This is a genomic window from Rhizobium sp. LjRoot30 (genome assembly GCF_964253915.1).
In the GTDB taxonomy this organism is placed as follows: Bacteria; Pseudomonadota; Alphaproteobacteria; order Rhizobiales; family Rhizobiaceae; genus Metarhizobium.
The window spans coordinates 33,635-52,157 of sequence record NZ_CAXUSG020000013.1 but is presented as its reverse complement, the minus strand read 5'-3'; the positions used below and the strand labels follow the sequence as shown (position 1 = coordinate 52,157).

Below are 18,523 nucleotides of genomic sequence, written 5' to 3'. Positions count from 1 at the left end.
GCGCCGCGTTCTCCCAGCGCCGGCCCGATCGGCCTTGAAGGATAAGATCTGAAGAATTCGATGGATAACAACGATCTCTTTTCCGCAGTCCCGGCGCCGCCGCAGCCGGAACCGCAGGCCATGGCGCCCGCCGCCAAGCCCGCAACACGCAGCCCGGCGCCCCCGGCAACCTCCAGCGACACCTACGACGCCTCGGCGATCCGGGTGCTCGAAGGGCTGGAGCCGGTGCGCATGCGTCCCGGTATGTACATCGGCGGCACCGACGAAAAGGCGCTGCACCATCTCTTTGCCGAAGTCATCGACAACTCGATGGACGAGGCGGTCGCCGGCCATGCCAACTTCATCGAAGTGCACATGGACACGCAGGGCTTCCTGACCGTCACCGACAACGGCCGCGGTATCCCGGTGGAAAACCACCCGCAGGTTCCCGGCAAGTCGACGCTCGAAGTGATCATGACCAAGCTGCACGCCGGCGGCAAGTTCGACGGCAAGGCCTACGAGACTTCAGGCGGCCTGCACGGCGTCGGCGTTTCGGTCGTCAATGCCCTCTCCGATCTTCTCGAAGTCGAGGTGGCGAGAAATCGCAAGCTCTATCGCCAGCGCTTTTCGCGTGGCCTGCCACAGGGCGGTCTGGAGGAGCTGGGCGACGTCCACAATCGGCGCGGCACCCGCGTGCGCTTCCATCCGGACCCGCAGATCTTCGGCGACCACGTCCGTTTCGATCCGGGCCGCATCTTCCGCATGGCGCGGTCGAAAGCCTATCTGTTCGGCGGCGTCGAGATCCGCTGGAGTTGCGATCCCGGCGTCCTGCCGGAAGGTTCGGAATATCCCGAAAAGGCCGTCTTCCATTTCCCCGGCGGCCTGAAGGACTACCTGCAGGCGACGCTCGGCAAGGAATTCACCGTCACCCGCGAAATCTTTTCCGGCCGCACGGAAAAGACCGGCGGCCACGGCGCGATGGAATGGGCCGTCACCTGGTATGGCGGCGACCAGCAGATCCATTCCTACTGCAACACCATCCCGACGCCCGAAGGCGGCACGCATGAGGCCGGCCTGCGCATCGCGCTCACCAAGGGCCTGAAAAACTACGCCGAGTTGACGCAGAACAAGCGCGCCGCCATCGTCACCACCGACGACGTGATGATTTCGGCCGTCGGCATGCTCTCCGTCTTCATCCGCGAACCGGAATTCGTCGGCCAGACCAAGGACAAGCTCGCCACAGTCGAAGCCCAGCGCATCGTCGAGAACGCGTTGCGCGACCCCTTCGACCACTACCTCGCCGACAACCCCGCCGAAGCCGCCAAGCTGCTCGAATGGGTGATCGAACGCGCCGACGAACGTGTCCGCCGCCGCAAGGAAAAGGAAGTCAACCGCAAGACGGCGGTGCGCAAGCTGCGCCTGCCCGGCAAGCTTGCCGATTGCTCCCAAAACACCGCCGAAGGCGCCGAACTGTTCATCGTCGAGGGCGATTCGGCTGGTGGCTCCGCCAAGCAGGCGCGCAATCGCGCCAACCAGGCGATCCTGCCCTTGCGCGGCAAGATCCTGAACGTCGCCAGCGCCGGCCGTGACAAATTGTCCGCCAACCAGCAGATCGCCGATCTCATCCAGGCACTCGGCTGCGGCACGCGCACCAAGTACCGCGAAGAAGACCTGCGCTACGAACGCATCATCATCATGACCGATGCCGACGTCGATGGCGCCCATATCGCCTCGCTGCTGATCACCCTGTTCTACCAGGAAATGCCCGAGCTGGTCCGCGGCGGCCATCTGTTCCTCGCCGTACCGCCGCTCTACCGCATGACGCAGGGCGGCAAGACGCTGTATGCCCGCGACGACGGGCACCGGCAGGAGCTGATGGAAACCACCTTCAAGGGCAAGAAGGTCGAAATCGGCCGCTTCAAGGGCCTTGGCGAGATGATGCCGGCGCAGCTCAAGGAGACCACCATGGACCCGTCGAAACGCACGCTTTTGCGCGTCGCCATCGACGAGGTGGATTTCGAAGGCACCCGCGATGCGGTCGACGCGCTGATGGGCACCAAGCCCGAGGCCCGCTTTCGCTTCATCCAGGACAGGGCCGCCTTCGCCGAAAATCTCGATATCTGATGCTATCGGCGATGCGGCCGCGCAAGACCGCCGCATCGCCGTGCAGCAATCGATAAACCCTGTCCCGCCATAATGTTTTAGAGATTGGCTGCTAGGATCGTGACGGGGTAGAGGAAACGGCAACCGCACATGCGGACGCAAGCTTGAAACGCCGGCTTCGATCACCCATAGTCTGTGGCAAACGCGAACCTGTAAAGAAGCTGTCTTGACCGTCCCTGATCCAACACGAAGCCGCGGCGAGCCGCGATGGCTCGGTCCGTCGACCCCGCCCCGCGCCGCCCTGATCCCGCCGCTCTCGGCCGCCCGCTGGCTTCTGGTGCTGGTCTTTCTCGCCGGTATCTATTTCTTCCACGGTTTCCTGGTGCCGGTTCTCGCCGCCCTGGTCATCGGCTTCGCAAGCTGGCCGATCTATTCGAAACTGCAGCGCAATGTCGGCGGCAACAGCACCATCGCCGCGACGATCGCCATCACGCTGATCCTTGCCTTCCTCGTCGTGCCGATCACCATGGCCGTCTTCTATACGATAGATGAAGTGCGGCAGTGGTTCATGTGGGTGGTCGAAGCCAATCGCGACGGGGCTCCCGTACCGGAATGGATGGTCGCGCTTCCCGGCGTCGGACCCTGGATCGGCGAGCAGTGGACAAAACACATTTCCACGCCCGGCTCGATCGGCGCGTTGATGCAGGTGGCGAGCGGCGCCAATATCGGCAATATCTACAGGGCGGTCCTGGCCGCCGGCGGTGGCGCCTTCCACCTGTTCCTCACCCTGCTGTTCATGATGATCGCGCTGTTCTTCGTCTATCGCAATGGCGAAGCCTTCGCGAAACAGGTCGATCTGCTCGGCGAGCGTATCCTGCCCACCCGCTGGGAACGCATTTCCCGCGTCGTGCCGGCCACCATCAGCTCCACGGTCACCGGCATGACGCTGATCGCCATCGGCGAAGGCATCGTGCTCGGCATCGCCTACTGGATCGCCGGCGTCCCCTCGCCGGTAACGCTCGGCGTGCTGACGGGCGTGATGGCGCTGATACCGGGCGGCGCGCCGCTGTCTTTCACGCTGATCTCGATCTATCTCGTCGCCAGCGGCACGCCCATTGCCGGCATCGGCCTGTTCGTCTGGGGCTCGGTGGAATTGTTCATCGTCGACAAGACGCTGCGTCCAAGGCTCGTCGGCGGCCCGATCAAGCTGCCGTTCCTGCCGACCTTCTTCGGCCTGATCGGCGGCGTCAAGACGATGGGTTTCCTCGGCCTGTTCATCGGTCCGGTGCTGATGGCTCTTCTGGTGGCAATCTGGCGCGAATGGCTGCGCGAGGCGGAAATCTCCGCCGAGGAGGCGCAGGCTCAGCCCGCCGACCAGACCACGGTCACCGCGACGGCGAAACCGGCCTCTCCGCCCCTCGTCAAGCAGGAAGAAGAATCGGCGGCCTGACAGTCAGTCCAACCGTTTTTCCATGAAAATGCTCAACGGGTCGGCAGCATAATTGCCAAAGGGACCGATCTCCACATAACCGCTGCGGCGATAAAGCCCGATCGCTTCCGGCTGGCTGATGCCCGTCTCCAGCCGGATCGCCGAAAAGCCGCTCTCCCTGGCATGATCTTCAAGCTTCGCCATCAAAAGGTTGCCGATCTTCAGGCCACGCGCGGCCGGATCGACGAAGACCCGTTTCATTTCCGCCGTTCCGTCAGCCGCCGCCACCAGAGCGCCGCAACCGACGACAGCCCCATCCCGCCGAACGACGAAAAAACTCACGGCGTCGCCTTCCAGCGAAGACACATCGACGAGGTGATTGCTTTCGGCCGGATACAGCGAGGCCATATAGGCATCTGACATTTCAAGAAGGCGGATCACGCCATCCTGGCGTGGCAGCTCTCTGCTGATGGTAATCGTCACGTCTGTCCCCGCGGAAAATTGCATGCCGCAGTCTTGAACATAAGCATCGGCCAGGCGTCAAGCCGGCGGGAAGAGGCACGATAACGGAAGATTCATAGCCCGTCCGCTATCCTCCGCTCCAACCGAGTTCTTGATGCGGATCTCTGCCATGCACCGCCTGCTGACCCTTTCGCTTTTCGTAGCACTCTCTGCCTCGACCGCAGGAGCGGTCGATTCCCATGACGTCCACTGGACTTATGACGGCCCGCAAGGGCCGGAACACTGGGCGGTGCTGAACGAGAGTTTTCATGCTTGCGAACTTGGCCAGGTCCAGTCGCCGATCGACATCCTGTCCACCAGCACGGAGGACCTTCCGGCGATCCGGTTCCGCTACGGAACCATCCCGACGGAGATCGTCAACAACGGCCACACGATCCAGGTCAACGTCCCGGCCGGCCACACCATCGTCACCGATGGCGAGGAATACCAGCTGGTGCAGTTCCATTTCCACACGCCGAGCGAATACCATATCGAAGGCAAGGAATATCCGCTGGAACTGCACCTTGTTCACAAGAACGCCAAGGGCGCGCTTGCCGTGGTCGGCGTGATGATCGACGAAGGTCCGGTCAATACCGAACTCGAGGACATTTTCTGGAACGCTCCGGAAGAATCCGGCGCCACGGCCAAGCTGGAGACGATCGAAACCGACCTGTCGAAATTCCTGCCGAAGCAGGATACCTATTTCAAATTCATGGGATCCCTAACCACGCCGCCCTGCAGCGAAGGCGTCAGCTGGCATATGATGACGACACCGATCACCGCTTCCATGGCGCAGATCGCCAAATTCAAGGAACGGTTCCAGATGAATGCGAGGCCTTTGCAGCCGATGAACGGCCGCCTCGTGGTGCGCGACACACAATAAACGGGGTTACGGGTCGGGCGACAGAGGCGGCAAGCCGCTCAGGCTGCCAGCGTCGCGCAATCGCGCGCCATCTGCCGCTGCTCGGCAATGTTGAGCTTCTCGACCATTTCCAGCAATTCACCCTCAGCCGTGGCATCGAGTCTCTCGCTGCGGAACCTGTCGAGCAATTGCGTCGAAACCGATTGCAACATCGTGCCAACCGGCAAGGTCGATGCCCGGCGCCACAACAGCGTCGCCTCGACGAAAACCGCACTGACGTCTCGCGGCAGGCCGGTCGCCTCGTAAAGCGCCCGCAACGCATGCATCCGTCCCGTCGACAGGATGGAGCGGACGCGGCGGTCATCGAGCCCGGAAAGATTGACAAGCGCGGCGGCGATGAAATCCACCTTGCCGCTGCACAGCGCATGCATCAGGAACGCCGGTGTCAGCCGCCCGTCGATCCGCAGATGCTCGACAAGCGCCGGCAGTTCCGCCACGGCGGTCGATCCCGCCAGCGACACAGTGCCGGCATCCCTCGCCTCCCGCGTTACCCTCTGGGCACGCTCGTCGCCGATGGAGACCCGCACGAGGTCGAAACCGGCCAGCGCCTCGCTCACCCGCAGCATCAGCAGATGCCGGGCATCCGCCGGCAGTTCATCGCGGTGCAGCAGCAGGCTGCGGATGTCGCCGTCCGCGCCATGGCGTTCCGCCAGCCGCTTCAGCGTAATACGCGATATCTCTGCGCCGGGATTTTCGAGCAGCGTCAGGACCTCCGCCCATTCGCCCACCTCGGCAATCGCCGCCGAAACTGCCCGTGAAAGATTGATTCGCGATGCCACCAGCGCCCGTGTCATCGTGCTTCCCCGCCCGACGAGATCGACAAGATCGGCGTCCGTCAGCGCTGGCGAACGCAGGATGATCGTCGAGGCGATCTCCGGCTGGTCTTCGGCCAGAGACATCACCACCGTCCGCGGCGCCTTCGGCGTGTCGGCCAGCACCTCGGCCAGCGCCAGGCGGACACGCGGAGACGGGTCATCGAGAAGGTAGGTCATCGCCATCGCTGCGGCGGCACGTTCATGCGGCGTGATACGCGCCATCAGAAAGGCTCGCCCCAAAGCCGTTGCAGCACGCGCCCGGTCGGCGGTCTTTGCTTTTTCGGCCCAGCGAAGAAATGCCTCTACAATCACGTTAACCTCGGGACTCAGCGCATGAAGAACTCGTACCGTGAAAGCTAACGGCAAAAAGTTTAAGATTGGTTCACCATGTTTGTTAACGCCGGCGGAAGCCGTTGAAACTGCTGGCGGCAGCTTCTATTCAGAAGCAACGGACGGTTCGGACACGGCAAGAAAGCAGGAGAGGCTTCGAGATGCAGCGCCAGGCGCTTACCCCTGCCGGATGGCGGCGCTGATGCGCTCCTGGCTTCTCGTTCCCGGCCTCGATTCGCCAACCCTCACCGACAGCCTGCGCTCCGGCGCCGATGCGGTCGTCATCGATCTCCCCGCCAGCCTTCCCGACCGCAAAAACAACGCCCGGCGCATCACCAGCGATTTCCTCAAGGCGCGCAAAACCAGGATTTCCGGACAGGCCGCGTGTTTCGTGCAGATCCACGCCTTCCCGTCTGGCCTGGCCGAAACGGATCTCGACGCGGTCATGCAAGGGGCGCCCGATGGCATCGTCCTGCCCGCAACACGCTCGTTGGCCGACATCCAGCGGCTGGAGGTGATGATATCGGTCCGGGAGGTCATGAACGGACTGCCGGAAGGTCACATCGGCATCGTCGCCGTGCTCGGCGATACCGCCGGCGGAGTCGTCGCCGCGGCCTCCGGTCGAACGTTCGATTCGCCGCGCCTGATGGGTCTCGCCTGGTCGATGCCGGGCCTCGCCACCGATCTCGGCGCCGGGCGGCTTCACGACACGGAGGGCCGCATGACCGATGCTTTGCGGTTCGGCCGCACGGCGGTGCAGATGGCGGCTGCAGCAGCCGGTGTCGTCGCCATCGATTCGCCGTCGGGATTGCTGCAGCCCGACCGCCTGCAGCGGGACTGCCGGGAAGCGAAGGCGGATGGGTTCGAAGGCAAGTTCGCACTCCACCCCGCGCAATTGCCTGTCATCAACGCCTTGTTTTCCCCGACCACAGAGGAAATCGATACGGCCCGGAAAATCGTCGCCCGTTTTTCCGCAACCCCGTCAGGCCCGCTTTTTGCCGCCGACGGCACGGTTCTGACGCAAAGGGATCTCGCCCGGGCGCACCGCCTGTTGCAATACGCGCCCGGTCGAAACAACGGCTGATCAGGGCCTCGGCGGCCGGATCATTTCGAACACGTCGCTGCTTTCGGAATAATCCATGTAGCCCATGCGGCCGACGGGCCGCGCCACCGCCATGTCCAGCCGGCCGTCGCGAATGATCGTTTCATCGATGTGGATGCCCACCACCTGGCCGAAAACCAGCACGTCGTCGGTCGGCTTTCCCGAAAGATCCAGCGGATTACGGATCTCCGTCACCCGGCACTCCAGCACCGCCAGCGCTTCCGCAACGTAAGGCGCATCGACAAGCTCACCCTGTTTCGGCGTCAACCCGGCGATTTCGAACTCATCGACACCGTAGGGCACAGCCACGGAGCTGGCATTCATCTTCTCAAGCAGATGACGGCTGACGAAATTGGTGGTGAACACGCCGGTTTCTTCGGCGTTGCGCGCACTGTCCTTGCGTCCGCCGGATGAAAACATCACCAGCTTCGGTGCATCACCGATGGCATTGAAGAACGAATAGGGCGACAGGTTGCGGGAGCCATCCAGCCCCCGCGTCCCGATCCAGCCGATCGGCCGCGGAGCGACGATCGCCTTGAAGGGATCGTGGCGCAGGCCGTGGCGGTTTTCGTCGGTGGTATAAAACATCACGCGTCGCTGCCGCCGACCCAGGAGACGATTTCGCCGAGATCCGGACGCGGCCGTTCCACCGGCGGGAAATCGGAGGAGCCGATGTGGATGAAGCCGGCCACCTTCTCCCCCGGCTTGACGCCGAGCAGCGGATAGGCGCGGGCGTCGAAGGCAAACCATTCCGTCAGCCAGTTGGAAACATAGCCATGCGCATTGGCTGCGATCAGCAGGTTGAGGCACAGGGCGCCTGCCGACATCAGCTGTTCCCATTCCGGGATCTTGAAATGCGGCGCGGCCGTGCTGACCACCGCGACGACTGCCGGTGCGCGCGTGAAGCGGGTACGCTCCACCTCGATCAGTTCGTCGGACAGGTTTGGTTCGACCTCAAGGCGCAGCTTCAGCAGTTCCTCGCCGATCCTTACCCGCTCCTCGCCGCGATAGACGACGAAGCGCCAGGGTGCCAGCTTGCCGTGGTCGGGCACCCGCGAAGCCAGGCGCAAGATCTCTTCCAGTTCGCTTTTCGAGGGACCGGGATCGCGCATCTGGAAGGCGGGGATCGAGCGGCGGACGGCGAGATAGTCGAGGAGGTGTGCGTCTTTCTGCATATCGGGTCGCTTTCATGTCTGCGGATGCGGTTACGGCCTTGAAATTGCCGCCCGGTTGGTTTGAAGTGCCGCCACCTGCAACAGAAGTCAACCGGCCCCGGAAAAGATGTCATCCCTTTCATTTGCCGCACGCGCCGGCTTCGCAATCACGCTGTTTTTCACCGCCTGTAGCCCGCTTCTCGCCGAAGACGCCTTCCAGAATTTCCGCCAGCTCGAGAGCACCTCGAAGATGCCGAAGCTGAATGCTTTTTCCGCGACGCCGGGCGTGTTGCCGTCGGGGGAAAGCACGCTCAAGGACGTGACGATGGAGGCGCGCCTGACCCCTGAAGGAGAAGCGATGCAGGAAGGCCTGTCGTGGCGGGTGTTCAGCCCGATCCCCGGCGTCGACGGCAAGCTGCCGCTGGTGGCGACCTCGGAAGGCGGCTCGGCGGCGTTCCAGCTGGTGCCGGGCGATTATTTCGTCAATGTCGCCTTCGGCCGCGCCGGCGCCACCAAGAAACTGCAGGTGCCGTTCACCGGCACGGCCGACAAGCAGGTGCTGGTGCTCGATGCCGGCGGCATCCTTCTTAACGCCGTCTCCGGCTCCGATGTGCGCATTCCACCGAAGGAACTGAGCTTTTCGGTCTATTCCGCCGAAGTGCGCGAGGATGGCGAGCGTGGCCTGGTCATGGCCGACGTCGCGCCCAACACCGTCATCCGCCTGAACGCCGGCACCTATCACGTCGTCTCCGAATATGGCGATGTCAACGCCGCCATTCGCGCCGATATCCAGGTCGAGGCCGGCAAGCTGACGGAAGCGACGATCCAGCACCGCGCCGCAAAGATCACCCTGAAACTGGTGGCCGACGAGGGCGGCGAAGCGATTGCCGATACGGCCTGGTCGATCCTGGCAAGTTCGGGCGACATCGTCGCCGAAAGCGTCAGCGCCTTCCCGACGATGGTGCTGGCAGAAGGCCAATACACGGCCGTCGCCCGCAACAAGGACAAGATCTACCAGCGCGACTTTACCGTCGAAGCCGGCCGCAACACCGACGTCGAGGTGCTGCTTGCCGAACCGAAGGTGGCTGAAAGCGTCGAATAAAGAAACCGGATCTTGAAATACCGGCGGCTTTCGTCAAGCCGCCCGGTTCGCCCGCTTCAGGAACCGCTTCGGCGGTGGCGCCAGCGAAAACACGGCATCGTAGAGCCGGGTGGTCAGGTTCTTGCGGTCGGTGGTGTTCAGCTCGTCCCAGGAAATCAGCTCACCGATGCGCGACGAGATCGTCGAGCCCGACAGCCGGCGGAATTCGCGGATGAGCAGCGAAATGCGCAACGTCATCGAAATCTTGCTGGCAAGATGGAAGAGCCGGCCGTTCTGGCCTTCGAAATAGATCGGAATGACACTCGCATGCGCCGCCTGGATCAGTTTTGCCGGGAACATCTTCCACGGCAGGTCCTCGGCACGGCCAAAACCCTTTTTCGCCGTGGCGACGCCGCCGGCCGGGAACACCACGACAGTTATGCCTTCCTTCAAGAGCCGTACCGCCTCGTGGCGGGTCTTCAGGTTCAGCGCCAGCGCCTCCTTGGTCTCCTCGAAGGACACCGGCAGCGAATAGGGCGCCATTTCATCGACCTTCAGGAGGTCGTTGTGGATCATCACCTTGAACGGCCGCCCGAGCTGCTCCGCCAGCGCCAGTACGGCAATGCCGTCGCCGATTCCGAACGGATGGTTGGCGACGATGACCAGCGGCGTGTCCGGCAGGTTCTTCGGCGGCCAGTCGCCGCGAACGTTCAGGCGAATGTCGATGAGATCGAGCATCCGGCCGAATACCCGGTCGCTTTTACCGACGATGTCGCGAACCCAGGTCTCGTAGACACGGACGTAACGGTCGCGCCCGGATAGACCTTCGATGGAACGGATGAACCAACGTTTGATACGCGGATCGTTTTCGTTGGCATAAGACAGCTTCTGGAACTGCAAGTGGTTTGCCGGGTTTCCCCGCCCCTCGGCATCGATCCGGAAGCCGCCTTCGGCTCCCATCCGGGATGATGCCCGCATCTCATGATGGGTCGCCGCTTTCGCCGACTCTTTTACGGCGCAGCAGCGACCTTCCCCGCATTATAACATGCAGATGTCAAAATTCTGACAGCGCCTGTCACAAGACGGGCGCTGTCAGCAATTATCCTCAGATCGGGCGCTTGGCGGCTGCCTTGCGCTTGACATCCGGCGGCGTCGCTTCGTCCACCAGGGCTGCAAGCGCGTCGGCAAGCGCCATCGGCGTCTGTGCCTGCGAACCGAGCCGGCGGATGTTGACCGACCGCTCTTCCGCTTCCTTCTTGCCGCAGACGACGATCACCGGAATCTTGGTCACCGAGTGCTCACGAACCTTGTAGTTGATCTTCTCGTTGCGGAAGTCGGTCTCGACGGTCAACCCGGCATCGCGCAGCACTTCGGCCACTTCGGCGCCATAGGCGTCGGCTTCCGAGGTGATCGTTGCGACGACAACCTGTACCGGCGCCACCCAGAGCGGCATGTGACCGGCAAAGTTCTCGATGAGGATACCGAGGAACCGCTCCATCGAACCGCAGATGGCGCGATGGATCATCACCGGCTGCGTCTTCTCCGAGTGCTGGTCGATGTAGAAGGCGCCAAAACGTTCCGGCAGGTTGAAGTCCACCTGCGTCGTGCCGCACTGCCATTCGCGGCCGATGGCATCCTTCAGCGTGTATTCGAACTTCGGCCCGTAGAAAGCGCCCTCGCCCGGCAGGATGCCGGTCTTGATGCGCCCGCCCGACTGCTCCTCGATCGTCTTCAGAACGTCGGTCATGACGGCCTCGGCACGATCCCACAAGGCATCGGAACCGACACGCTTTTCCGGACGGGTGGAGAGCTTCACCACCACTTCCTTGAAGCCGAAATCCTCGTAGACGGAGAGGATCAGGTCGTTGATCTTCAGGCATTCCGCCGCCATCTGCTCGTCGGTGCAGAAGATATGCGCGTCATCCTGCGTGAAGCCGCGAACGCGCATCAGCCCGTGCAGCGCGCCCGAGGGCTCGTAGCGATGGACGTTGCCGAACTCGGCAAGGCGGATCGGCAGTTCGCGATAGGATTTCAGGCCGTGCTTGAAGATCTGGATGTGGCCGGGGCAGTTCATCGGCTTCAGGGCGAAGACGCGGTTGTCCGCTTCCTTGTCCTCCGGATGCGTCAGCGCATGCGCCGATTTTACCGCGAACATGTTTTCCTGGTACCAGCCCCAGTGACCGGAGGTTTCCCACAGCGCGGTGTCGAGCACCTGCGGCGCGTTGACCTCCTGGTAGTCGGCCGCCAGCCGCCGGCGCATGTATGACACCAGCGTCTGGAAAATCCGCCAGCCCTTGCCATGCCAGAACACGACGCCCGGGCCTTCTTCCTGGAAATGGAACAGGTCCATTTCGCGGCCGAGGCGGCGGTGGTCGCGCTTTTCGGCTTCAGCGAGCACGTGCAGATAGTTGTCGAGTTCCGACTGTTCCGCCCAGGCCGTGCCGTAGATACGGGTCAGCATCGGATTGTTGCTGTCGCCACGCCAATAGGCGCCGGCCACCTTCATCAGCTTGAAGGCAGTGCCGACCTGGCCGGTGGAGGCCATGTGCGGGCCGCGACACAGGTCGAACCATTCGCCCTGATTGTAGATCTTCAGGTCCTGGCCTTCCGGGATCGCATCGACGAGCTCGACCTTGTACTTCTCGCCCTTGGCGGCAAAGACCTCCTTGGCCTTGTCGCGCGACCAGATCTGCTTGGTGAACGGCGCGTTGCGGGCGATGATTTCCTTCATCTTCTTCTCGATGACCGGCAGGTCGTCGGGCGTAAAGGGTTCGTCGCGGGCGAAATCGTAATAAAAACCGTTCTCGATCACCGGGCCGATCGTCACCTGCGTGCCGGGCCACAGTTCCTGCACGGCCTCGGCCATGACGTGGGCGGCATCGTGGCGGATCAGTTCCAGCGCACGCGGATCGCTGCGGGTGATGATCTCGATCTTGCCGTCGGTGACGGCATCCGACAGGTCGCGCACCGTGCCGTCGATCGCAATGGCGACAGCTTTTTTGACGAGCGACTTGGAAATGGATTCGGCGACGTCGCGGCCCGTGGTGCCGGCGTCGAAGGTACGGACATTGCCGTCAGGAAAAGTCAGGGAAACAGCTGCGGACATGAATAGTCTCCTTGTGTCCAGTCCCGCCAACGAATGCGGGTGGTGATTTTCGAGCCGGATGCCCGGCGCATGAACGTGCGCGATATAAGCCGAAAGCGTGAAAATGGGAAGGGCTTCGCACGCAAACGCCCGCCATGGCACCGTCAAAGAATATTCAACCAAGTGGTTGACTATCGGAATCCCCGTCCCTATATTCAACTACATGGTTGAATTACAGACATCGCACATGAACTCAGTCTTTCATGCCCTCGGCGACGACACGCGCCGAAGCATCCTGCGCACGCTTGCCGCGGGCGAACGAACGATCGGCCAGCTTGCCGAACCGTTCGACATTTCGCTCGCGGCGGCTTCGAAACATATCAAGGTGTTGGAAAGTGCCGGATTGATCCGGCGCCGGGTGGATGGCCGCACCCATTTCTGCCGCCTGGACCCCGGTCCGCTGGCCCGCGCCCATGAATGGCTGGGTTTCTACGAGCGCTTCTGGAACGACCGACTCGATGTCCTCGAAACGCTTTTGCGTGAAGAGGATTCCACTGAAGAAAATACCGAAGAGGAGAAGAATGATGAATGATCTTGCAACACTTGATGCCTACGGCGTGCTGACCGAACCCGACACCTTGAAGATCGTGCGACTGCTGCCGGGTCCGGCAGAACGGATCTGGTTCTATCTGACCGACAGCAACATGCGTCGCAAATGGTTGGCTGCTGGGGTGATGGACGCGCGGGTCGGTTCGTCCTTCGAACTCCACTGGCGCAACGACGAACTGACGGATCCGCCGGGTGCCAAGCCGGACGGCTTCAGCGACGAGCATCGCATGCAGTCCCAGATCATCGAATTCGACGCGCCGAGAAAACTGGTCTTCACCTGGGGCAAGAGCAGCGAGGTCAGCTTCGAACTCAAGCCGATGGGCAAGGATGTGCTCCTGACCCTGATCCACCGCCGCACGCCGGATCGTACGTTCAGGCTGATGGTTTCCGCCGGGTGGCATGCCCATCTTGACATACTGGCCGCCCGGTTGGCCGAAAAGCAGCCGCGGCCGTTCTGGGACGAATGGAACAAGTTGCACGCCGAATATGATCGGCGCCTGCCCTGATTTTCCAAACAAGGTAGATCGCAGCCGGGCAATTAATCCCGGCTGCGCTTGCCCAGGGACCAATAGACCCAAGGCTTGAACCAGGTCTTCGTCTCGATCACTTCCGGAACCGGATCGAAACCACTGGTCCCGCCCGGCCCGCAACGCCCGACCCGAAACAATGTCATCCAGCCGCCAGCCCAGAATCCGTGCCGCGCGATCGCCTCATAGCCGTATTCGGAACAGGTCGGCAGATGCCGGCAGGAGTTGCCGATCAGGCTGGAGAGCGTGAGCTGGTACAGCCGGATCATTGCCATGCCGAAAAGCCGGCCCGGCGTCTTGCGAAACGGACCGCGATAGTTGCGCGAGCGCGCTGGCGGATCGGAGCCATCGCGACGCTTTGCAGCCGGCCGCTCAGTCTGCCCATCGTCGTCATGGTCACGAATGACACAGAATTCGCACATGCCGCCCGACCTAGGCCACGGCGGTTTCAGCGCGCTTCGCCTCGATCTGCCCGATGGCATCGACGACCGCATCGAAGGTCAGCATCGTCGAAGCGTGACGCGCCTTGTAATCCTTGACCGGCCGCAGGTAGCGCATGTCCTCGAACCGGCCGGAGGGGCCTTCGCCGTCGGCCTTGAGCATGGCCAGCATGTCTTCGCGTGCCTGCCGCAACTCGGCGGCCGTCGCACCCACCACATGACGGGCCATGATCGACGACGACGCCTGCCCGAGCGCGCAGGCTTTGACGTCATGGGAGAAGTCGGTAACGGTATCGCCATCCATCTTCAGGAAGATTTTCACCTTCGAGCCACAGAGCTTTGAATGCGCCTGGGCGCTGGCATCGGCGTCTTCCATGATCCCGATCCGCGGGATATTGCCGGCGAATTCGAGAATCCTGCTGTTATATATGTCATCCATCGTCGAAAGTTCTTCTCAACAACCGTTATGAGGCCACTGCAATCGCCTAAGTGAATCGTTTCAAAAGAAAAAACACACTGTGTCGCAATCCGGCTCTTTGCGTCGCCCTTGACCATATTATATGTTATGTCGTGCCAAGGTCATGAAAAAACAATGGCCTTGATCATAAGTTGATCGAACCCCACATCCTTCGCGGTGTTTGGCACGCTGGCCAAGAACACGGGCCGGGTGAAAGCGGTTTACGCTGAAAATGCGTGGACCTGGGGCCGATCTTTCGACGTCACGATCCCTTGAAAAAGGATCAGGAGGCAGCAGTCATATGGATGCCATTGTAAAGAATTTCCCGCGTACAGGCCAGGAATCCGGCCGTCCGACCCAGCAGGAAGCAGAAGACGCCGTGCGCGTTCTGTTGCGCTGGGCGGGTGACGATCCGCTGCGGGAAGGCTTGCTCGATACGCCGATGCGGGTGGCCAAGGCCTACCGCGAACTCTTTTCCGGCTACGACCAGTCGCCGGAAGACGTGCTCGGCAGAACGTTCGAGGAAGTTGCCGGCTACGACGACATGGTCCTCGTGCGCGACATCCCGTTCTTCTCCCACTGCGAACACCATGTCGTGCCGATCATCGGCAAGGCGCATGTCGCGTATCTGCCCGAAGGCCGCGTGCTCGGCCTGTCGAAAATTGCCCGCGTCGTGGAAATCTACGGCCGCCGCCTGCAAACCCAGGAAAGCATGACGGCGCAGATCGCCCGTGCCATCGACGAAACGCTCGCCCCCCGCGGCGTCGCCGTGATGATCGAGGCGGAGCATATGTGCATGGCGATGCGTGGCGTCCAGAAGCAGGGCTCGACGACGCTCACCACCACCTTCACCGGCGCCTTCAAGACCGATGCCGCCGAGCAAGCCCGTTTCATCACCATGGTGCGGAGCCGCTAAAGCATTTCCAGCCGAAGCGAAGTCGCTTCGGCGTCGGACAATGCGCTAAAATCTCCAGCCGCCCCCTTTTGCGCAGACGAAGACATGACGCTGACATTCCTGGCTCCATCCACCGAGAAATCCGAACTCGAGACGGGGCCGGATTTTACCCCCAAATTCGATGATAAGGGCCTGTTGACGGCCGTGGTGACCGATGTTCGCGACGGCGAACTGCTGATGGTCGCGCATATGAATGCCGAGGCCCTGTCGCTGACGCTCGAAACCGGCATCGCGCATTATTACAGCCGGTCGCGCAAATCGATTTGGAAGAAGGGCGAAACCTCGGGCAATCTGCAGACCGTCAAGGAACTGCGCACCGACTGCGATCAGGATGCCGTCTGGCTGAAGGTCTCCGTGGCGGGCCACGACGCGACCTGCCACACCGGGCGCCGCTCCTGTTTCTATCGCAGCGCCTCGATTTCAGAAGGTAAGCCGACGCTGACCATCAACGACGATCACAAGCACTTCGATCCGCAGGAAATTTATGCCGGCCCGCTGAACAAATAATAGGCTCGACGCATTATTTTCAGACAGGTCGGCCAAAACTAACCAATTTGAAATACAAATGACAGTTTAATGACTTAGGGGAATGTTCAGCCGAAAGGACCGCTGTGATGCTGAACTGGAGTTTGATCCGTCATGCCGCGCCGAATTCCATCGATTCGGGTGCTCCACCAGTTCCTGACGTCAACCTTCCCGCACCACAGCCGAAGAGAAGCAAGATCGCGCTGGCACTGGGCGGCGGCGCCGCCCGTGGGTGGGCGCATATCGGCGTGCTCCGGGCACTCGACGAGGCCGGCATCGAAGTCGGCATGATTGCCGGCACATCCATCGGCGCCCTTGTCGGCGGCTGTTATCTCGCCGGCAAGCTCGACGAACTCGAAGCCTTCGCTCGCTCACTCACCATGCGCCGCATTGCCGGCCTGCTCGATTTCACCATCGGCGGCAGCGGCCTGTTCGGCGGCATGCGGCTGACGAAACGCATGCAGGAGCACCTGGAGGGCCTGTCGATCGAAGATCTCGACCGCCCCTTCATCTCCGTCGCCACGGAGGTCAACACCGGCCATGAAGTCTGGATCACCAGCGGCTCGCTGATCACGGCGCTCAGGGCATCCTACGCCCTGCCCGGCATCTTCGAACCCGTGCGCTGCAACAACCGAACCCTGATCGACGGTGCCCTCGTCAACCCGGTCCCCGTCTCGGTCTGCCGCGCCTACGAGCAGCCGCTGGTCGTTGCCGTCAACCTGCATTACGACGTCTACGGCCGTTCCGCAGTCGTCAAGCACAGCGCCAGCGTCCAGACGAATCAGGAAGCACAGCGTCCCGCCACCAAGGAAGACCATATCGGCCTGACGGCAGTCATGGTGCAGGCCTTCAACATCATCCAGGATCGCATTTCGCGCGCCAGGCTTGCCGGCGACCCGCCGGATCTGGCCCTGCATCCGCGCCTCAGCGATATCGGCCTGTCGGAGTTCCATCGCGCCGGGGAAGCCATCGAGCGCGGTTATGAAGAAGCCAAGATGCGGCTCGCGGAACTCAAGCGGTTGCAGGAAACATTCGCACGCTGACCATTGGGCGGTGCCCCCTTGCGCACACCGCCCAATGCCAAGTCATTAGCCGGCGATATAGGCCTTGATTTCTTCCGCTTCCTGTTCGACTTCGCGGATACGTGACTTCACCACGTCACCGATCGAAATGATGCCGGCAAGCTTGCCGTCGATTTCCACCGGCACGTGCCGGAAGCGCCGGGCGGTCATCATTTCCATCAATTCACCGATCATCGTGTTCTCGTGACAGCGATGCACGTTCGACGTCATGACGGAGGAAACCGGCTGTTCGAGGGCGCTTGCGCCCGACCGGGCGATGGCATGCACCAGGTCGCGTTCGGTGAAGATGCCGGCAATGCGGCCTTCCATACCGATAATCACTACGGCACCGATTCTTTTTTCGTTCAATGTGCCGGCAGCTTCTGCAAGTGTGGCGCTCGGAGCGAGCGTCACGACATCACGGCCTTTTTCTTCGAGGATGGTTTTGACAGAGACAGACATGGTATTCCTCCTGTTCAAACACAGCTTTCATGCTTCGGGATCCGTCGACCCACAAAAATCCTCCGGCCACAGTTCCCCCACAGGTCGAATGGTGCCCTTCATCTACAAAGATTGCAATATGCTTGAACGGCCTTAGCGCTGCATCGGATCGAACAGCGCAAACAACAGGAAGCCGAACAGGAATCCGCCGATATGCGCTTCCCAGGCGACATTGCCGATGTCGCCCAACAGTGGAATGCCGAGCGCGAAGATGACGTTGCCGATGAACCACATCAGCATGAACATCGCCACGGTGCGGCTGCGCAGCGAATCGCCGATCGAAAGCCGCGGATAAAGATGCACCTCGCGGGCGCGCCGGCGATGATCCGGCGGGAAGGCGAATCGGCATGCCGCCCCCATCAGCGCCGAGATGACGCCGGAGGCGCCGATCAGCAGCGAAGCCTCGTTCCAGTGCAGGCCAAGGTAAAGCGCTGCGGACGCGACCGACGACACCACCCAGAACACCACGAAACGGGCTGTACCGATCCGGCGCACGACCGGCGCGCCAAAGGCGGCAAGCCACAACGCGTTGAAGCCCAGATGTTCCACGCCGCCATGCAGGAAGGAATAGGTGAGCGGCGTCCATAGCCATTCCAGCCCCTGCTCGGACAGCGGATAATTATAACGCGCTGGAATGAAGCCGCCGTAGAAGAACATCGTGTCGCGCGCGTCGGCAGACAACACGTAGGCACCGAGCACATAGACCGCGAGGATGATCACGATTGCCGCCGTCACCGCCGCAGGAAGATTGAGGGCCGGCGGATTCGATCTCTGCCCGTTGCTTCCACGCTCAGGCAGATCGGATGCATCGCTCATGAAATTCCCTCTTCGGATGACAGGCACCGTCCTCTGTTACAGGAGACGCTGCGAAAACGAAAGCGCCAGCCACGAGCGCGCCATGGAGCGCCGGCGCCCCGGATTAACAATTGGCTAACCCTACACCCCTT

The 18,523-nt window shown here is 62.0% G+C and carries 20 protein-coding genes; 10 read left to right on the top strand and 10 right to left on the bottom strand.

Translation table 11 applies throughout. The features are described 5' to 3' along the window. Window positions 1-60 precede the first annotated feature (60 nt). Together parE and ACSQ3I_RS22185 are read left to right on the top strand one after the other, a co-directional pair. Entirely contained in the window at window positions 61-2,103 is a 2,043-nt protein-coding gene (gene parE, locus ACSQ3I_RS22190) for a DNA topoisomerase IV subunit B (RefSeq protein WP_436002511.1), read from the top strand. Between the two features lie 205 nt (window positions 2,104-2,308). Then, a complete protein-coding gene (locus tag ACSQ3I_RS22185) occupies window positions 2,309-3,532 on the top strand; it encodes an AI-2E family transporter (protein WP_436002509.1) in 1,224 nt (407 codons plus the stop codon). Between the two features lie 3 nt (window positions 3,533-3,535). Here the strand turns inward: ACSQ3I_RS22185 and ACSQ3I_RS22180 are convergent, their stop codons facing one another. Beyond that, window positions 3,536-4,018, bottom strand: a complete 483-nt coding sequence (locus tag ACSQ3I_RS22180; RefSeq protein ID WP_436002507.1) for a GNAT family N-acetyltransferase — start codon at window positions 4,016-4,018, stop codon at window positions 3,536-3,538. 124 nt (window positions 4,019-4,142) lie between these two features. Here ACSQ3I_RS22180 and ACSQ3I_RS22175 point away from each other — a divergent pair, with 124 nt between their 5' ends. Beyond that, window positions 4,143-4,895, top strand: coding sequence for a carbonic anhydrase (locus ACSQ3I_RS22175; protein WP_436002505.1), 753 nt, complete (start codon window positions 4,143-4,145; stop codon window positions 4,893-4,895). A gap of 38 nt (window positions 4,896-4,933) precedes the next feature. Here ACSQ3I_RS22175 and ACSQ3I_RS22170 read toward each other — a convergent pair whose 3' ends face one another. Continuing rightward, window positions 4,934-6,061, bottom strand: coding sequence for a DUF2336 domain-containing protein (locus tag ACSQ3I_RS22170; protein WP_436002503.1), 1,128 nt, complete (start codon window positions 6,059-6,061; stop codon window positions 4,934-4,936). Window positions 6,062-6,281: 220 nt separating this feature from the next. On the opposite strand from ACSQ3I_RS22170, the gene ACSQ3I_RS22165 reads away from it, so the two are divergent. Next, on the top strand, window positions 6,282-7,163 hold the full coding sequence (locus ACSQ3I_RS22165) for an HpcH/HpaI aldolase/citrate lyase family protein (RefSeq protein ID WP_436002501.1): 882 nt from the start codon (window positions 6,282-6,284) through the stop codon (window positions 7,161-7,163). Here ACSQ3I_RS22165 and ACSQ3I_RS22160 read toward each other — a convergent pair whose 3' ends face one another. Further along, on the bottom strand, window positions 7,164-7,769 hold the full coding sequence (locus ACSQ3I_RS22160) for a flavin reductase family protein (RefSeq protein WP_436002685.1): 606 nt from the start codon (window positions 7,767-7,769) through the stop codon (window positions 7,164-7,166). It abuts the gene before it with no gap. Further along, on the bottom strand, window positions 7,769-8,356 hold the full coding sequence (locus ACSQ3I_RS22155) for a nitroreductase family protein (RefSeq protein ID WP_436002500.1): 588 nt from the start codon (window positions 8,354-8,356) through the stop codon (window positions 7,769-7,771). The genes ACSQ3I_RS22160 and ACSQ3I_RS22155 overlap by 1 nt, the downstream gene beginning before the upstream one ends. Window positions 8,357-8,462: 106 nt before the next feature. Here ACSQ3I_RS22155 and ACSQ3I_RS22150 point away from each other — a divergent pair, with 106 nt between their 5' ends. After that, window positions 8,463-9,437: a hypothetical protein gene (locus ACSQ3I_RS22150; RefSeq protein WP_436002498.1), complete on the top strand. Its 975-nt coding sequence runs from the start codon at window positions 8,463-8,465 to the stop codon at window positions 9,435-9,437. A gap of 33 nt (window positions 9,438-9,470) precedes the next feature. On the opposite strand, the gene ACSQ3I_RS22145 is transcribed toward ACSQ3I_RS22150, so the two are convergent. Continuing rightward, window positions 9,471-10,316 carry a lysophospholipid acyltransferase family protein gene (locus ACSQ3I_RS22145; RefSeq protein WP_436002683.1) on the bottom strand — a complete coding sequence of 282 codons (846 nt, stop codon included), beginning with the start codon at window positions 10,314-10,316 and terminating at the stop codon, window positions 9,471-9,473. A gap of 205 nt (window positions 10,317-10,521) precedes the next feature. Beyond that, the gene (thrS, locus tag ACSQ3I_RS22140) at window positions 10,522-12,522 is read right to left on the bottom strand and encodes a threonine--tRNA ligase (protein ID WP_436002496.1); all 2,001 of its coding nucleotides are present in this window, start codon (window positions 12,520-12,522) and stop codon (window positions 10,522-10,524) included. A 202-nt stretch (window positions 12,523-12,724) separates the two neighbouring features. On the opposite strand from thrS, the gene ACSQ3I_RS22135 reads away from it, so the two are divergent. Further along, complete coding sequence (locus ACSQ3I_RS22135; protein WP_436002681.1) at window positions 12,725-13,093, top strand: ArsR/SmtB family transcription factor; 369 nt, start codon at window positions 12,725-12,727, stop codon at window positions 13,091-13,093. Next, complete coding sequence (locus tag ACSQ3I_RS22130) at window positions 13,086-13,616, top strand: SRPBCC family protein (RefSeq protein ID WP_436002679.1); 531 nt, start codon at window positions 13,086-13,088, stop codon at window positions 13,614-13,616. The genes ACSQ3I_RS22135 and ACSQ3I_RS22130 overlap by 8 nt, the downstream gene beginning before the upstream one ends. Window positions 13,617-13,648: 32 nt before the next feature. Here ACSQ3I_RS22130 and yidD read toward each other — a convergent pair whose 3' ends face one another. Both yidD and ACSQ3I_RS22120 read right to left on the bottom strand, forming a co-directional pair. Further along, window positions 13,649-14,059 carry a membrane protein insertion efficiency factor YidD gene (gene yidD, locus ACSQ3I_RS22125; RefSeq protein ID WP_436002494.1) on the bottom strand — a complete coding sequence of 137 codons (411 nt, stop codon included), beginning with the start codon at window positions 14,057-14,059 and terminating at the stop codon, window positions 13,649-13,651. A 10-nt stretch (window positions 14,060-14,069) separates the two neighbouring features. Beyond that, window positions 14,070-14,516 carry an iron-sulfur cluster assembly scaffold protein gene (locus tag ACSQ3I_RS22120; protein WP_436002492.1) on the bottom strand — a complete coding sequence of 149 codons (447 nt, stop codon included), beginning with the start codon at window positions 14,514-14,516 and terminating at the stop codon, window positions 14,070-14,072. A 319-nt stretch (window positions 14,517-14,835) separates the two neighbouring features. On the opposite strand from ACSQ3I_RS22120, the gene folE reads away from it, so the two are divergent. From folE to ACSQ3I_RS22105, 3 genes are all read left to right on the top strand, one after another. Beyond that, window positions 14,836-15,450: a GTP cyclohydrolase I FolE gene (gene folE, locus ACSQ3I_RS22115; RefSeq protein WP_436002490.1), complete on the top strand. Its 615-nt coding sequence runs from the start codon at window positions 14,836-14,838 to the stop codon at window positions 15,448-15,450. An 84-nt stretch (window positions 15,451-15,534) separates the two neighbouring features. Continuing rightward, a complete protein-coding gene (hisI, locus tag ACSQ3I_RS22110; protein WP_436002488.1) occupies window positions 15,535-15,996 on the top strand; it encodes a phosphoribosyl-AMP cyclohydrolase in 462 nt (153 codons plus the stop codon). A gap of 107 nt (window positions 15,997-16,103) precedes the next feature. After that, complete coding sequence (locus ACSQ3I_RS22105) at window positions 16,104-17,057, top strand: patatin family protein (protein WP_436002486.1); 954 nt, start codon at window positions 16,104-16,106, stop codon at window positions 17,055-17,057. A 45-nt stretch (window positions 17,058-17,102) separates the two neighbouring features. Here the strand turns inward: ACSQ3I_RS22105 and ACSQ3I_RS22100 are convergent, their stop codons facing one another. Both ACSQ3I_RS22100 and ACSQ3I_RS22095 read right to left on the bottom strand, forming a co-directional pair. Beyond that, window positions 17,103-17,537 (bottom strand): CBS domain-containing protein, encoded by a 435-nt coding sequence (locus ACSQ3I_RS22100; RefSeq protein WP_436002484.1) that lies wholly within the window; start codon window positions 17,535-17,537, stop codon window positions 17,103-17,105. 132 nt (window positions 17,538-17,669) lie between these two features. Then, entirely contained in the window at window positions 17,670-18,392 is a 723-nt protein-coding gene (locus tag ACSQ3I_RS22095; RefSeq protein ID WP_436002482.1) for a rhomboid family intramembrane serine protease, read from the bottom strand. Window positions 18,393-18,523 lie beyond the last annotated feature (131 nt).

What these genes read in the sequence shown, in the direction of transcription:
- ACSQ3I_RS22175 (WP_436002505.1), top strand. Translation starts at nt 4,143, where the DNA reads ATGCACCGCCTGCTGACCCTTTCGCTTTTCGTAGCACTCTCTGCCTCG.
- hisI (WP_436002488.1), top strand. Translation starts at nt 15,535, where the DNA reads ATGACGCTGACATTCCTGGCTCCATCCACCGAGAAATCCGAACTCGAG.
- thrS (WP_436002496.1), bottom strand. Translation starts at nt 12,522, where the DNA reads ATGTCCGCAGCTGTTTCCCTGACTTTTCCTGACGGCAATGTCCGTACC.
- ACSQ3I_RS22130 (WP_436002679.1), top strand. Translation starts at nt 13,086, where the DNA reads ATGAATGATCTTGCAACACTTGATGCCTACGGCGTGCTGACCGAACCC.
- ACSQ3I_RS22120 (WP_436002492.1), bottom strand. Translation starts at nt 14,516, where the DNA reads ATGGATGACATATATAACAGCAGGATTCTCGAATTCGCCGGCAATATC.
- ACSQ3I_RS22160 (WP_436002685.1), bottom strand. Translation starts at nt 7,769, where the DNA reads ATGTTTTATACCACCGACGAAAACCGCCACGGCCTGCGCCACGATCCC.
- ACSQ3I_RS22150 (WP_436002498.1), top strand. Translation starts at nt 8,463, where the DNA reads ATGTCATCCCTTTCATTTGCCGCACGCGCCGGCTTCGCAATCACGCTG.
- folE (WP_436002490.1), top strand. Translation starts at nt 14,836, where the DNA reads ATGGATGCCATTGTAAAGAATTTCCCGCGTACAGGCCAGGAATCCGGC.
- ACSQ3I_RS22165 (WP_436002501.1), top strand. Translation starts at nt 6,282, where the DNA reads ATGCGCTCCTGGCTTCTCGTTCCCGGCCTCGATTCGCCAACCCTCACC.
- ACSQ3I_RS22100 (WP_436002484.1), bottom strand. Translation starts at nt 17,537, where the DNA reads ATGTCTGTCTCTGTCAAAACCATCCTCGAAGAAAAAGGCCGTGATGTC.
- ACSQ3I_RS22095 (WP_436002482.1), bottom strand. Translation starts at nt 18,392, where the DNA reads ATGAGCGATGCATCCGATCTGCCTGAGCGTGGAAGCAACGGGCAGAGA.
- ACSQ3I_RS22135 (WP_436002681.1), top strand. Translation starts at nt 12,725, where the DNA reads ATGGTTGAATTACAGACATCGCACATGAACTCAGTCTTTCATGCCCTC.
- yidD (WP_436002494.1), bottom strand. Translation starts at nt 14,059, where the DNA reads ATGTGCGAATTCTGTGTCATTCGTGACCATGACGACGATGGGCAGACT.
- parE (WP_436002511.1), top strand. Translation starts at nt 61, where the DNA reads ATGGATAACAACGATCTCTTTTCCGCAGTCCCGGCGCCGCCGCAGCCG.
- ACSQ3I_RS22105 (WP_436002486.1), top strand. Translation starts at nt 16,104, where the DNA reads ATGCTGAACTGGAGTTTGATCCGTCATGCCGCGCCGAATTCCATCGAT.
- ACSQ3I_RS22180 (WP_436002507.1), bottom strand. Translation starts at nt 4,018, where the DNA reads ATGCAATTTTCCGCGGGGACAGACGTGACGATTACCATCAGCAGAGAG.
- ACSQ3I_RS22155 (WP_436002500.1), bottom strand. Translation starts at nt 8,356, where the DNA reads ATGCAGAAAGACGCACACCTCCTCGACTATCTCGCCGTCCGCCGCTCG.